The sequence below is a fragment of the Exiguobacterium abrahamii genome (assembly GCF_015645365.1).
In the GTDB taxonomy this organism is placed as follows: Bacteria; Bacillota; Bacilli; order Exiguobacteriales; family Exiguobacteriaceae; genus Exiguobacterium_A; species Exiguobacterium_A abrahamii.
Genome location: NZ_JADOYC010000001.1, coordinates 988,496 through 1,000,898 on the forward strand (window position 1 = coordinate 988,496; position 12,403 = coordinate 1,000,898).

At 46.3% G+C, this 12,403-nt stretch carries 15 protein-coding genes; 14 read left to right on the top strand and 1 reads right to left on the bottom strand.

What is annotated here, in order from left to right; translation table 11 throughout:
• Window positions 1–61: 61 nt before the first annotated feature.
• Window positions 62–1,051, top strand: a complete 990-nt coding sequence (locus ITJ88_RS04885; protein WP_195864805.1) for a YpdA family putative bacillithiol disulfide reductase — start codon at window positions 62–64, stop codon at window positions 1,049–1,051.
• A gap of 53 nt (window positions 1,052–1,104) precedes the next feature.
• Here the strand turns inward: ITJ88_RS04885 and ITJ88_RS04890 are convergent, their stop codons facing one another.
• On the bottom strand, window positions 1,105–2,073 hold the full coding sequence (locus tag ITJ88_RS04890) for an asparaginase (protein ID WP_195864806.1): 969 nt from the start codon (window positions 2,071–2,073) through the stop codon (window positions 1,105–1,107).
• A 168-nt stretch (window positions 2,074–2,241) separates the two neighbouring features.
• Between ITJ88_RS04890 and prsW the strand changes: the two genes are divergently transcribed.
• The 13 genes from prsW (at window position 2,242) to ITJ88_RS04955 (ending at window position 12,370) form a co-directional block, all read left to right on the top strand.
• Complete coding sequence (gene prsW / locus ITJ88_RS04895) at window positions 2,242–2,919, top strand: glutamic-type intramembrane protease PrsW (RefSeq protein WP_023468651.1); 678 nt, start codon at window positions 2,242–2,244, stop codon at window positions 2,917–2,919.
• 19 nt (window positions 2,920–2,938) lie between these two features.
• On the top strand, window positions 2,939–3,595 hold the full coding sequence (locus tag ITJ88_RS04900) for a flagellar brake protein (RefSeq protein WP_050677445.1): 657 nt from the start codon (window positions 2,939–2,941) through the stop codon (window positions 3,593–3,595).
• A gap of 76 nt (window positions 3,596–3,671) precedes the next feature.
• Window positions 3,672–4,346 (top strand): (d)CMP kinase, encoded by a 675-nt coding sequence (cmk, locus tag ITJ88_RS04905; protein WP_195864807.1) that lies wholly within the window; start codon window positions 3,672–3,674, stop codon window positions 4,344–4,346.
• A complete protein-coding gene (locus tag ITJ88_RS04910; protein ID WP_195864808.1) occupies window positions 4,343–4,942 on the top strand; it encodes a lysophospholipid acyltransferase family protein in 600 nt (199 codons plus the stop codon). Before cmk ends, ITJ88_RS04910 begins: the two co-directional genes overlap by 4 nt.
• A gap of 102 nt (window positions 4,943–5,044) precedes the next feature.
• The gene (rpsA, locus tag ITJ88_RS04915; protein ID WP_023468647.1) at window positions 5,045–6,178 is read left to right on the top strand and encodes a 30S ribosomal protein S1; all 1,134 of its coding nucleotides are present in this window, start codon (window positions 5,045–5,047) and stop codon (window positions 6,176–6,178) included.
• 123 nt (window positions 6,179–6,301) lie between these two features.
• Window positions 6,302–7,612, top strand: a complete 1,311-nt coding sequence (gene der / locus ITJ88_RS04920; protein ID WP_023468646.1) for a ribosome biogenesis GTPase Der — start codon at window positions 6,302–6,304, stop codon at window positions 7,610–7,612.
• A gap of 14 nt (window positions 7,613–7,626) precedes the next feature.
• Entirely contained in the window at window positions 7,627–8,652 is a 1,026-nt protein-coding gene (locus tag ITJ88_RS04925) for an NAD(P)H-dependent glycerol-3-phosphate dehydrogenase (protein ID WP_058704888.1), read from the top strand.
• A gap of 39 nt (window positions 8,653–8,691) precedes the next feature.
• A complete protein-coding gene (locus tag ITJ88_RS04930; RefSeq protein ID WP_034786022.1) occupies window positions 8,692–8,868 on the top strand; it encodes a DUF2768 domain-containing protein in 177 nt (58 codons plus the stop codon).
• Window positions 8,865–9,599: a hypothetical protein gene (locus ITJ88_RS04935; protein WP_195864809.1), complete on the top strand. Its 735-nt coding sequence runs from the start codon at window positions 8,865–8,867 to the stop codon at window positions 9,597–9,599. Before ITJ88_RS04930 ends, ITJ88_RS04935 begins: the two co-directional genes overlap by 4 nt.
• Window positions 9,600–9,684: 85 nt before the next feature.
• Complete coding sequence (locus tag ITJ88_RS04940; RefSeq protein WP_012370671.1) at window positions 9,685–9,957, top strand: HU family DNA-binding protein; 273 nt, start codon at window positions 9,685–9,687, stop codon at window positions 9,955–9,957.
• 140 nt (window positions 9,958–10,097) lie between these two features.
• Entirely contained in the window at window positions 10,098–10,676 is a 579-nt protein-coding gene (locus ITJ88_RS04945) for a heptaprenyl diphosphate synthase component 1 (RefSeq protein WP_023468642.1), read from the top strand.
• Between the two features lie 22 nt (window positions 10,677–10,698).
• A complete protein-coding gene (locus tag ITJ88_RS04950) occupies window positions 10,699–11,406 on the top strand; it encodes a demethylmenaquinone methyltransferase (RefSeq protein WP_023468641.1) in 708 nt (235 codons plus the stop codon).
• A gap of 1 nt (window position 11,407) precedes the next feature.
• On the top strand, window positions 11,408–12,370 hold the full coding sequence (locus ITJ88_RS04955) for a polyprenyl synthetase family protein (protein WP_195864810.1): 963 nt from the start codon (window positions 11,408–11,410) through the stop codon (window positions 12,368–12,370).
• Window positions 12,371–12,403: the final 33 nt, after the last annotated feature.

Genomic DNA, 12,403 nt, shown 5'->3' on the forward strand with positions numbered 1-12,403 from the left:
TTCGTCTATGGTAGAGATTTGCTAAGATATAAAAAAAGCAACCGGAAGAGGAGATATTCGAATGTTAGATTGTATCGTAATCGGTGCAGGACCCTGTGGGTTATCGGCAGCGATCGAAATGCAAGATCGGGGACTAAACGTCGAAGTGCTCGAAAAGGGAAATATCGTCGAAGCGATCTATCGTTATCCGACGCATCAAACGTTCTTTTCAAGTAGTGAGAAGTTAGAAATTGGTGGTGTACCGTTTATTAATAAAGAATTAAAACCGCGACGTCTCGACGCGCTCGTCTATTATCGAGAAGTCGTCAAGCGAAAACAATTGACGATTCGTCCGTTTGAGACGGTCGAGCGGATTGAACGTCAAGCGGATCATTTTATCATCTACTCGGAGCGTTCCGGGGAAAAAAGAAGCCGAGAAGCTCGCTCCGTCGTACTTGCGACAGGTTATTATGGTTTACCGAACCGGATGGGTGTTCCTGGAGAGGAATTACCTCATGTCTCGCACTACTTTACGGAAGGACATCCGTATTTTGATCAAGATGTCGTCGTGATCGGTGGGAAAAACTCGAGCGTCGATGCAGCGATTGAACTTGAAAAAGCGGGAGCCCATGTGACCGTCCTTTACCGTGGACCGGAGTATAGTCCATCCATTAAACCTTGGGTGTTGCCGAACTTCGAATCTCTCGTTCGTTCGGAAAAGGTCAAGATGATTTTTGGAGCGTCAATCGAAGAAATTACGGAGCAAGAGGTCGTTTATCAAATAGATGGAGATAAACAGACTGTACGTGCTGATTTTGTTTTTGCGATGACAGGTTACACACCCGATGTCGGATTGTTCGCTGACACAGGCATTACGATTGATCGTAAAACAGGCATTCCAAGTCATGACGAAGAGACGATGGAATCGAATGTCCCGGGCATCTATATCGCAGGTGTCGTCGCAGCAGGATATGACGCCAATAAAATATTCATTGAAAACGGACGTTTTCACGGTGCAAGCATTGCCAACCATCTCGTTGAACGGTTACGTGGTGCATCGGTACAAGCCTAAACAAAACCTCTTGATTTGGAAGATAAATTTCCGGATCAAGAGGTTTTTTTCATTTATTCAACGCGGAATGATTCTTCGAGTTCTAGTTGTGAAGCATCGATTTCAAGTTCGACCATCAGTTTAAGGCGCGCTTTTTGTGAATTCAGTCCATTCGAGAAAATGACGCCGAGTTCTTTTAATTGTTGTCCGCCACCCGTATATCCGTAGACGTCTTGAACGATTCCGTTGAAGCAACGGCTGACGATGACGATCGGCATGACGGTAATCAATTCAGCGATGGCATCCACGATACTTGGTGGTACATTTCCTTGACCGAGGACTTCAAGGACGAGTCCATCATAACCGAGTTGTTTCACAGCAAGTAATAGGTCGGGCTCCATACCGGCATAGACTTTAAGAACGGCGACCCGTTTTGAGAGCGAAGTCACCATATGTGTTTGTTTTAAGAGCGGTGTATTGAATAAGTAGACATGATCCTTCGTTACCATCCCAAGATTTCCGAAATGAACGGATTTGAATGTATCGACGGATGACGTATGCGTTTTTGTGACGTTGAATGCCGAATGGATTTCCCCGTTGAAGACGACGAGGACACCTTTTCCGCGCGCAGCTTCACTGACAGCGACACGAAGTGCCGTAATCAGATTAAACTCACCATCGGATCCGACCTCATTGGAAGAACGCATGGCCCCTGTCAAAACGATCGGAACAGGTGCACCAAGCGTCAAATGTAAGAAATAAGCTGTCTCTTCCAGTGTGTCCGTTCCGTGAGTGATGACGACGCCGTCGTAATGTTCCTTCTTGAGCTCACTCTCGATGAAATGGGCTAGACGTAACATGATGTCTGGTGTCATATGCGGCGAAGGTAAGTTTGCGAAGTGACGCGTCGTAATATTGGCAATATCTGTTGCTCGCGGGAGTGAAGCGTCGAGTGGATTGATATCGTTTGGTAAGACATGACCAGAATGATCCTGTGCCATGGCGATCGTTCCACCCGTATGAATGAGTAATAATGATTTCATGCTAAAGGGTCCTTGTCTACAGACAGAAGACCTTCACCTACTTTCTATGACGGATTCGATTCGTTCTCCCATATTGTAACCTTTTTTCCTCTTGAAACAACGAGGACGTTTTCTTTTTTCCAAGAAACCTTTATTCTTATAAATGAGGAAGAAAGGGGGAGAGGAAGCGTGGTTCAAATCGTTTTCTCCGGAGTTGCCCCAGGCATCGCACTCCTAACTTATTTTTATCTACGTCACGAACATGAGTCGGAGCCAGTCGGCTATATCCTTCGAAGTTTCATTTTCGGTATTTTACTCGTCTTTCCCTTAATGTTCATCGACTATATCGTCCAGACCGAATTTGGCGGGCGTGAAGAGGTGCAGTTGATTCGAACAGCTGTCACGGAAGAATTCGCCAAATGGTTCGTCGTCTTTTATACGGTCTATATCCATCAACGGTTTAATGATTATTACGACGGGATCATCTACGCGGTAGCCTGTTCACTTGGATTCGCAACGCTTGAGAATATTTTATATCTGATGGTGAATGGAACAGTCGAACATATGCTGTTTCGGGCGCTCTTACCCGTATCTGGTCATGCTTTGTTTGCGGTCATCATGGGATTCTTCATGGGGATGGCGAAATTCTCGCCTCATCCTTATCGCTGGTTGTCCCTCTCGATTGCGCTTCCGGTATTTGCGCATATCTTATTTAATTTGTTAATATTGGAAAATGGTGGTATATCTTTTTTGCCAATCGTCTTCATGGTCATCTTATGGACGATTGGATTATTTCAAGTACGAGGTGCCAATCGTTTAAATCGACGATTCAAACGAAAAAAACAACATTCAGATGGCATCGAATAGAGAGTAGGAGCGAAGTAGTATGATGGAAATCGGGGATTTGGTAATGCTTTCGAATAGTGAGGATCGACAAGGTCGCTCAAAGGTGACGGCCGTGACGAATCGATTGATTTGGATTGAAGCACCGAGTGAGGTCGCGACACTCAAAACATTCATCTTGTCAGAGCAAGAAGAAGTTTCATTTTATTTCTTTAAGGAAAAAGGCAAATTATTTGGATTTGATACGGTTGTTGTTGAACGACAAAATGATCCACTTCGCGGTCAACGATATGCTTTGAAACGACCGAAGGATGATCAAATCGAACGCATCCAACGACGTCAGTTCGTCCGAGTACCGCAAATACTCGATGTTGCAGTACACCCTCATAAAACGCATTTCGAGCCGTTTACGACGGTGACGCTCGATCTATCGGCTGGAGGAATGATGATCTTGTCGGATCAATTACCGGTTCAAAAAGAGGAAGAGGTGGAAATGACATTCATTTTGCCTACAGGTGAGGGTATATCAAGTACATTAGATGTCATCGCTGAACTCGTTCGAATTGATCGGCGTGAAGAACGATATGAACTAGCATTCCAATTTACGATGATTCCCGACAGAAGTCGCGAACTTGTATTGCGTCACTGTTATCAAATGCAAATGAAAAGTTCAAGAAGGGGCATGAATCCATTCACCTGACCGCATTTTTTTGCTATGATAACGTTCGGAAGAATGAATCCCTATCAATCATAGGGAAGATGGAAGGACAGGATGGATGATGAGAAAGATTCAAATCGCTTTAGATGGACCAGCGGGTGCTGGGAAAAGTACGATCGCAAAACAATTGGCAGCGCGCCTTGACTATGTATACATCGATACAGGAGCGATGTACCGGGCCGTGACGCTGGCAGCACTTGAACAATCGCTTGACCTCAACAATGGGGAAGTGCTCGGAGAATTAATGAAATCGCTTGATATTCGTTTAACACCAGGCGAAAACGGGCAACGTGTCTTTATTGGTGATCGCGAAGTGACGGATGCGATCCGTTCCATCGAAATCACGAATAATGTCTCGTTCGTCGCTCGTCAAAAAGAAGTCCGGGTTGCACTCGTCACGGCACAGCGGAAATTAGCTGAACACGGCGGGATCGTCATGGATGGACGTGATATCGGCACAGTCGTATTGCCGGATGCAGAATTAAAAGTCTTTTTGACGGCAACTGTGGAAGAGCGTGCAGCTCGAAGACACCGTGAAAACATCGCGCGTGGGATGGACAGTGACATCGCGATTCTTCAAGAAGAGATCGCACTGCGTGATAAGCGCGACAGTGAGCGTGAAGTTTCGCCATTGCGCCAAGCTGACGATGCACTATATCTCGATACGACAGAGATGACGATCGATGAAGTCGTCGTCCGATTGATGGAGCTAGCAGAGGGTGTCCTAAAATGAGACGTCAAGATACCATTTACCGGATTGCCCGGTTTGTCGTCTGGGTCATCGCGAAAACAGTCTTCCGATTGAAAGTGACAGGACAAGAGAACATTCCAAAAGACGGTTCCTTACTCGTCTGTGCCAATCACAGTTCGAACTGGGACCCGGTTTTCCTCGTCAGTGCGATTCCGCCAAACCGCGCGGTGCGTTACATGGCAAAAGAAGAACTGTTCAAAGTTCCTGCCTTAAAACAATTAATGATTGCGGCAGGAACATATCCTGTCGGTCGCGGTCAAGGAGATCGTCAAGCTTTGAAACGGACGATTGAACTATTGAATTCAGATGAGACGGTTGGTATTTTCCCAGAAGGAACACGGTCCGCACCAGGTGAATTTACAGCAGCACAACCAGGAGTAGGGTTCTTTGCGTTACGATCGAATGCGCAGATTTTACCGATTGCCATCATCGGATCATACCGCCCGTTCAAACGAATGCACGTCGCGATCGGAAAACCGGTTGATATTTCGGATTTACGTGACCAGCGGGGCGCAGCGAAATCGATTTCTGACCGAATCATGGACGAAATCAAATCCGTCTACTTCAATCACGCTTAATACCTTGACAAATAGTCAGAATTGTAAGAAGTTAGAAGCAGGATAAACGCATTGACACGTGTCAGGCGTTTCTTGTACTCATCGTGAGGAGGTTGTTTTGGAATGGTCGAAGAAATGAAAGATATGCCTGATTTTGAAATTCATCGGGACCAGGTAGTTACCGGAATGGTCGTGAAAATTGAAGACAAGCAAGCACTCATTGATATCGGATATAAAACAGAAGCCATCTTACCGATCAGCGAAGTATCGAGTCTTCATCTCGATGATATTCGCGGCGTGCTGAACGTCGGAGATGAACTACAAGTGAAGGTCAAGAAAATCACGGATGAAGAGGTCGTCGTCTCGAAACGAGAAATCGACGCGCTCAAAGCGTGGGAGCAAGTAGAAGAGAAGTATAAATCAGGTGAGATCTTTGAAGTTGTCGTCAAAGACATCGTCAAAGGTGGACTCGTCGTTGATATCGGTGTCCGCGGATTCATTCCAGCGTCACTCGTCGAACGGCATTATGTCGAGGATTTCTCGGATTACATCGGTCGTTCGATCGAAGTCAAGGTCGTTGAACTCGATCAAGAGAAGAACCGTGTCATTCTCTCGCACAAAGCTGTCGTTGAAGGCGAATTGAACGCGAAGAAAAAAGAGACACTCGAAAACTTAGAAGTAGGTCAAATCCTCGAAGGTACAGTCCAACGTTTAACGGACTTTGGTGCTTTCGTTGATATCGGTGGCGTCGACGGTCTCGTTCATATCTCGGAGATGGCACACCACCGTGTCGAGCGTCCTTCGGATATCGTCACGGAAGGTCAAAAAGTCGAAGTCAAAGTACTTGGTGTCGACCGTGATACGGAAAAGGTCAAGTTGTCGATCAAGGAAACACAACCTGGTCCATGGCAACAGATGGAAGGGAAGATCGAAGCTGGCGATATCGTCAAAGGACGTGTACGTCGTCTCGTCCAGTTCGGAGCCTTCATCGAACTTGCGCCGCAAGTAGAAGGACTTTTGCACATTTCGCAAATCGCGAACCGTCATATCGGTTCACCTTCGGAAGTACTCGAAGAAGGACAGGAAATCGAGGCAAAAGTACTTGAAGTACGTCTTGATGAGCATAAGATTTCGCTATCAACACGTGTCCTTGAAGAGGAAGAATCGTCCGCTGACGATTACTCGGATTATACGAATCAATCAGAAGGATTCTCGGTCGCTGACTTGACTGAGGACGATTCTGATCAGAAAGAATAAGCAATGACACAAAGCGGACACAAGCGTGTCCGCTTTTTATATGCGGTTTGTTATGGTATATGACAGTTTGATTTGATACAATAGAACGGCTATGAAGCGAGAGAAGAGAAAGAAGGTGTTGGGATGGCAATTCCAGTCGTGGCGATCGTAGGTCGCCCAAATATCGGAAAGTCGACGATTTTTAACCGGGTGATTGGAGATCGGGTTTCAATCGTAGAAGACAAGCCAGGCGTTACCCGCGACCGTATTTACGGAACTGGAGAATGGCTGAATCGTCATTTTCATTTGATTGATACAGGTGGAATCGAAGTCGGGGATGAGCCCCTACTTCAAATGATGCGTCATCAGGCGGAGCTCGCCATTGATGAAGCGGATGTCATCATTTTCATGGTGAACGGACGCGAAGGAATCACAGCAGCGGATGAGGAAGTCGCGAACATGTTATTCCGTTCGAACAAACCAGTCGTCGTAGCTGTCAACAAAGTCGATAACTTTGAAATGCGTGATTTAATGTATGAATTTTACTCCCTTGGATTCGGAGACTTGTTCCCGATTTCTGGTACACATGGTCTTGGTTTAGGTGACTTACTCGACCGTGTCCTTGAACTCGCACCAGATAAAGAAGAATTAGAATATGACGAAAGTACGATCAAGTTTGCCTTGATTGGTCGTCCGAACGTCGGAAAATCAAGTATGACGAACTCGATTCTCGGTGAAGAACGCGTCATCGTCTCGAACATCGCTGGTACGACGCGCGATGCGATCGATACACCGTTTACGCGGGATGATCAAGAATACGTCATCATCGATACGGCCGGGATGCGAAAACGCGGGAAAGTCTATGAATCAACAGAACGTTTCAGCGTCATGCGTGCACAAAAAGCAATCGAACGGGCAGATGTCGTCTGTGTCGTGCTTGATGGCGAAGAAGGCATCATCGAGCAAGATAAAAAAGTGGCGGGATATGCGCACGAAGCAGGTCGCGCGGTCATCATTGTCGTCAATAAATGGGATGCTGTCGAAAAAGATGATAAGACGATGAAAAAGATGCAAGAAGAGATTCGGGAAGAATTCCGTTTCCTTGACTATGCACCCATCGTCTTCGTCTCAGCGAAAACAAAACGTCGTTTGCAGACGTTGTTACCGGTCATTCAACAAGCAGCGCACAGCCATGCACAACGGATTCAGACAAGCGTCTTGAACGATGTCATCGTTGACGCTGTCGCGATGAACCCAGCGCCGACGGATAAAGGGGTTCGTCTTCGGATCAACTATGCGACTCAAGTCGCGTCACGGCCGCCAACGTTCGTCTTGTTCGTCAATGATCCAGAATTGCTGCACTTCTCTTATAAACGATATCTTGAGAATCGGATTCGGGAAGCATTTGATTTTACAGGTACACCAATCCGGATTTTAGCTCGTCAAAAACAATAATGAGGTGAGTCAGTATGACCAAAATCGCTGTCATCGGAGCGGGAAGCTGGGGAACGGCGCTCTCGCTCGTCCTAGCCGATAATGATCAGGAAGTCATGCTTTACGGTCGTGAACAAACAACGGTCGACCGCATCAATGAACATCATGAAAATGCGCAATTTTTGCCGGGTGTCATGTTACCACAGTCATTGAAGGCGACGACGGATCTTAAAGTGGCGGTTGAAGGCGCAACACACATCTTGATCGTCACACCGTCCTCTGCGATTCGTTCGGTTTCCCGACAATTGAATGAATTGTTGACGGAACCAGTCGTTCTGATTCATGCGTCAAAAGGAATCGAGCCAAAGACCCATCTTCGGTTGTCAGAATTAATCGAAGCAGAGGTCGATCCTGCGAAACGCAAGGCGGTTTGTGTCTTGACGGGTCCTTCGCATGCCGAAGAGGTCGCGTTACGTAAACCAACGACAGTGACCATCGCATCGGATGATTTAGAAGAGGCTGGTCGTGTACAGGAGCTGTTTACGAATGAAAACTTCCGCGTCTATCTGAATGCGGATATCATTGGAGCTGAACTCGGTGGGGCGCTCAAAAATATCATTGCGCTTGCCGCAGGTATGACGGATGGTCTCGGTTACGGGGACAATGCCAAAGCAGCATTGATTACGCGTGGAATGGTCGAAATCGCACGTCTCGGTACGATGCTTGGAGCTAACCCGATGACGTTCACTGGATTGACAGGAATGGGTGACTTGATCGTTACTTGTACATCGGTTCATAGTCGAAATTGGCGTGCGGGGAATGCCATCGGTCGCGGTGAAAAATTAGAGACGGTGCTAGAAAACATGGGAATGGTCGTCGAAGGTGTTCGCGCGACCCAAGCGGCGTATGATTTGGCGGAGACGAAACAGTGTGAACTCCCAATCACTTCCGCCCTCTACCATGTTCTCTTTGACGGTCATACACCGGAAGAAGAAGTCAAAAAGTTGATGCAACGACCACAGAAAAATGAGATCGAGCATCTCTTCACGACGAAAGATTAACGGAGTGGGGTGGAAACCTTGAGTCCAGGATTAATAAAAATGTGGATCTCGTTCGCTGGCATTGGACTCTTTGCGATCAGTGTCTTGCTGGTCACGGTCAGTCGGACGAAGTTGAAGGGGATATGGCAGGTTCTCGTATCGACTTTGGCATTCGTATGTTTCATCGTTGCGTCGATCATCATGGTATTCATCGTCATGGCGGGGCCAAGCGCATGAAGAAGTGGTTCGTGATCCTCATGCTCATTCCGGTGACGTTGTTATCGGGTTGTCTGTTTCCAGACAGTCAGAAACCGTCGAACCGCGTACCGTATCCGCAACAGTTGCGTACCGTACAGGATGCTGTCGATGCGTATCAAAAAGACACGGGTGTTTTGCCCATCAAGACGATGGAAGCAGATACTCCGCTTATGGAGCGTTATCAAATCGAATTAGGGCGGCTCATTCCGCGTTATATGAGTGATCCACCATCGAACAGTTTTGAAGGTGGCGGAACATTCATCTACCTGTTAGTCGATGTCGACACGAAACCGACTGTTAAGTTGATGGATTTACTTGTTGCAGAAGAGTTACAGAAGCTCCAAGTTCGGATTGATGCATATCGGAAGAAGAACGACAAATATCCGTTTAAAGGATCGTTCGGAAAAAACCAGTTTACGCTTGACTACAAAAAACTATTCATCAAAAAAGAACCGACTGTCCCAAGTCCGTATTCAGATGAAAAGTTGTCGATCTATGTCGATGGTCAAGGACGCCTCTTCATCAACTATTTACCTGAGTTGAAGAAAGCTGTTCAAACTGCGAAGAAAAAGCCGAAAGTCGGTCAAGATATTCGGTATTTGCTCTATGAAGATCAACCTTTTGTTCCTGCCTATTCTCAAAGCTACACGATAAACGAAAAAGGCGAACCTGTGTTTTCAGAGGAATCGATCGAAGAATCTGAAAATTGAACGTTATTTACACGAAAATGTTGTAATAGCAACGTTTATGGGGTATGATTACCCTCGAAGAAGTGATTGGGAGGGGGTGAAAGTAATGAACAAAACTGAACTCATTCAAGCAGTCGTCGAAAAATCAGGTCTTACAAAAAAAGACGTGACGAAAGTTGTTGAATCAACATTCGAATCGATCACTGAGACACTTCAGTCTGGAGAGAAAGTCCAATTGATTGGATTTGGTAACTTCGAAGTCCGTGAGCGTGCAGCCCGTAAAGGTCGCAACCCACGTACGAAAGAAGATATCGAGATTCCAGCAAGCAAAGTACCTGCCTTCAAACCAGGTAAAGCATTGAAAGATGCTGTGAAGTAATCCGGCTACATAGTCGCCCGAGATTTTCTCGGGCGGCTTTTTTGTGGACATTCAGAAGCGTGAAAGCCCGCCGATTATGGTATATTAAAAAAGAAGAACGTCCATCAACGAGATGGCACTGGAGATCGGGGGGTAAAAGCATGGAACAACATGAGCTGCGCGTGGATGAAATCATCACTGCACTCACCACTAAACAAACGACACGATTGGCTCGACATGTGGATTTCCCTTCCATCGATCGTGAACAGATCAGTTGGTTGATTGATGTCGCTCAACATGACACGCTGGATACGGAAGCACTCGTCAAAGCGATTCATTTCGCACAAGTAGCGCTACGTCTGCATGAGCGTGTCAATGAAACGCTACGCGGTTCGAAGGAGCGACAGTTGCTTGTATTAGCAGGGGATTTATTCTCGAGCTACTTTTTCGAACAGCTAGCTGGGCTACCAAAAGAGATTCTCGTTTCACTCGGACGGACGATTCAACGGGTTAACGAGGCAAAGTGTGCCCTTCACGAAATGAATTATGCATCGACGGAAGAACGGGTTCTCTTATGGTTAACAGCAGAGTTCGGATTAATGCAAGGACTCGCGGCAATCACGAAACGAGAATGGCTGACACGACAGGGGCGGCAGATCATTCAACAACAGGCAGAACAATTGGATCTGGTCGCACAGAAATTACTGTTATCGCATCTCGAGCAGATGGCGGTAGCATGAGATCTTGGAAAGGGTGAGCGGTGTGCAGGCAAAAGATAAAGAAAAAAAAGTATATGAAGTGTTTCAATCGATATCAACGAACTATGATCAAATGAATTCAGTCATCAGCTTCCGACTGCATAAACTATGGAGACGCGAGACGATGCGCCGGATGCAAGTCTTCCCGGGCGCTAAATGTCTCGATCTTTGTTGTGGAACAGCAGACTGGACGATTCAACTAGCGAAAGCAGCCGGTCCGACAGGCGTCATCAAAGGACTTGATTTTTCAGAAAACATGCTAAGAGTCGGCGTGGAGAAGGTAGAAGCGCTCGATATGAAAAATATCGAATTGATTCACGGAAATGCGATGGATCTACCGTTTGGTGATAACTCATTCGATTATGTGACGATCGGCTTTGGTCTACGCAACGTACCGGATTATCTACAGGTCATCAAAGAGATGCATCGTGTCTTAAAACCAGGTGGAACGGTCGTCTGTCTCGAGACGAGTCAACCGACAGCACCGATTTTCCGCGAAGCATATTCATTGTATTTCGGAAAAATCATGCCACAAGTCGGACGATTGCTTGCGAAATCATACGATCAATACAACTGGCTACAAGAATCGACGGAAGTGTTCCTCGACCGCGTCGAACTGAAACAACTCTTCGAACAGGCAGGCTTCATGCAAGTGGAAGTCAAGGCATTCGCGGGTGGGGCTGCTGCAATGCACCTTGGGAAGAAGTGGTGAGATGTCACTGCATTCCATATACCGTGATGTCACGAAGGAAGTTAATTTAGTCGATCGTTTTCTGATCAATCATATCGCTTCTGAGGAACCAACGATTGATGCGGCTGGAAAGCAATTATTGAAGGCTGGTGGAAAACGGATTCGACCGGCGTTCGTATTGTTAGCGTCTAAATTCGGTGAGGCAGATCGAGATGAGCTGATTCGTGTGGCTGCCAGTCTTGAACTTGTCCATATGGCGTCACTTGTTCATGACGATGTCATTGATGATGCGGAACTACGACGAGGAAAACCGACCGTCATGCAATACTTTGATGAAGAAGTAGCACTGTATTCCGGGAACTATCTGTTTGGAGAGGCGATTCGATTGATTGGTGAAGTCGGAAAGCCGGAACTTGTCCAAGTGATGGTCCATACGATGCGTGAAATTTGCGAAGGTGAGATTGAACAAATCTATGACCAATATGATTGGGAACAGTCGATTAAACGCTACATCAAACGGATTGAACGAAAAACAGCCATTCTCATCGAAGCGAGTTGTCATCTAGGTGCCATTGTTGCGAACTGTTCTGCAGCCGATACGAAAGCGTTACGGTTGTTTGGACGAGATATTGGACTTGCTTTTCAAATTGCTGACGATTTGCTTGATTTCACAGCGAATCGCACAGAACTTGGTAAGCCCGTAGCAGAGGATTTGCGTCATGGACACAAAACATTACCTGTCTTTTATGGTGCAGAAGATGCTGTCTTTTATGAACGTCTTTCAAAAATCGAGAGTATGCCAACACATGAAGAAGTCGCACCCTTATTGTCGTTTCTTCAAACTTCGGGTGCTCTCGAACGAACGCAACAAACAGTTGATCATTACATTCATCGTGCCATTAAACGTCTCGAACCATTACCTAAATCCTCTGCGAAGCGATCGCTTGAAGAAGTTGCGCGCTACGTTGGAAAACGAAAAGGTTGAAGATTGTCAAAAATTTCTTGCTGTTCTTCTTAA

What these genes read in the sequence shown, in the direction of transcription:
- ITJ88_RS04945 (WP_023468642.1), top strand. Translation starts at nt 10,098, where the DNA reads ATGGAACAACATGAGCTGCGCGTGGATGAAATCATCACTGCACTCACC.
- ITJ88_RS04935 (WP_195864809.1), top strand. Translation starts at nt 8,865, where the DNA reads ATGAAGAAGTGGTTCGTGATCCTCATGCTCATTCCGGTGACGTTGTTA.
- ITJ88_RS04910 (WP_195864808.1), top strand. Translation starts at nt 4,343, where the DNA reads ATGAGACGTCAAGATACCATTTACCGGATTGCCCGGTTTGTCGTCTGG.
- rpsA (WP_023468647.1), top strand. Translation starts at nt 5,045, where the DNA reads ATGGTCGAAGAAATGAAAGATATGCCTGATTTTGAAATTCATCGGGAC.
- ITJ88_RS04900 (WP_050677445.1), top strand. Translation starts at nt 2,939, where the DNA reads ATGATGGAAATCGGGGATTTGGTAATGCTTTCGAATAGTGAGGATCGA.
- ITJ88_RS04890 (WP_195864806.1), bottom strand. Translation starts at nt 2,073, where the DNA reads ATGAAATCATTATTACTCATTCATACGGGTGGAACGATCGCCATGGCA.
- ITJ88_RS04940 (WP_012370671.1), top strand. Translation starts at nt 9,685, where the DNA reads ATGAACAAAACTGAACTCATTCAAGCAGTCGTCGAAAAATCAGGTCTT.
- der (WP_023468646.1), top strand. Translation starts at nt 6,302, where the DNA reads ATGGCAATTCCAGTCGTGGCGATCGTAGGTCGCCCAAATATCGGAAAG.
- ITJ88_RS04885 (WP_195864805.1), top strand. Translation starts at nt 62, where the DNA reads ATGTTAGATTGTATCGTAATCGGTGCAGGACCCTGTGGGTTATCGGCA.
- ITJ88_RS04930 (WP_034786022.1), top strand. Translation starts at nt 8,692, where the DNA reads ATGTGGATCTCGTTCGCTGGCATTGGACTCTTTGCGATCAGTGTCTTG.
- ITJ88_RS04925 (WP_058704888.1), top strand. Translation starts at nt 7,627, where the DNA reads ATGACCAAAATCGCTGTCATCGGAGCGGGAAGCTGGGGAACGGCGCTC.
- ITJ88_RS04955 (WP_195864810.1), top strand. Translation starts at nt 11,408, where the DNA reads ATGTCACTGCATTCCATATACCGTGATGTCACGAAGGAAGTTAATTTA.
- cmk (WP_195864807.1), top strand. Translation starts at nt 3,672, where the DNA reads ATGATGAGAAAGATTCAAATCGCTTTAGATGGACCAGCGGGTGCTGGG.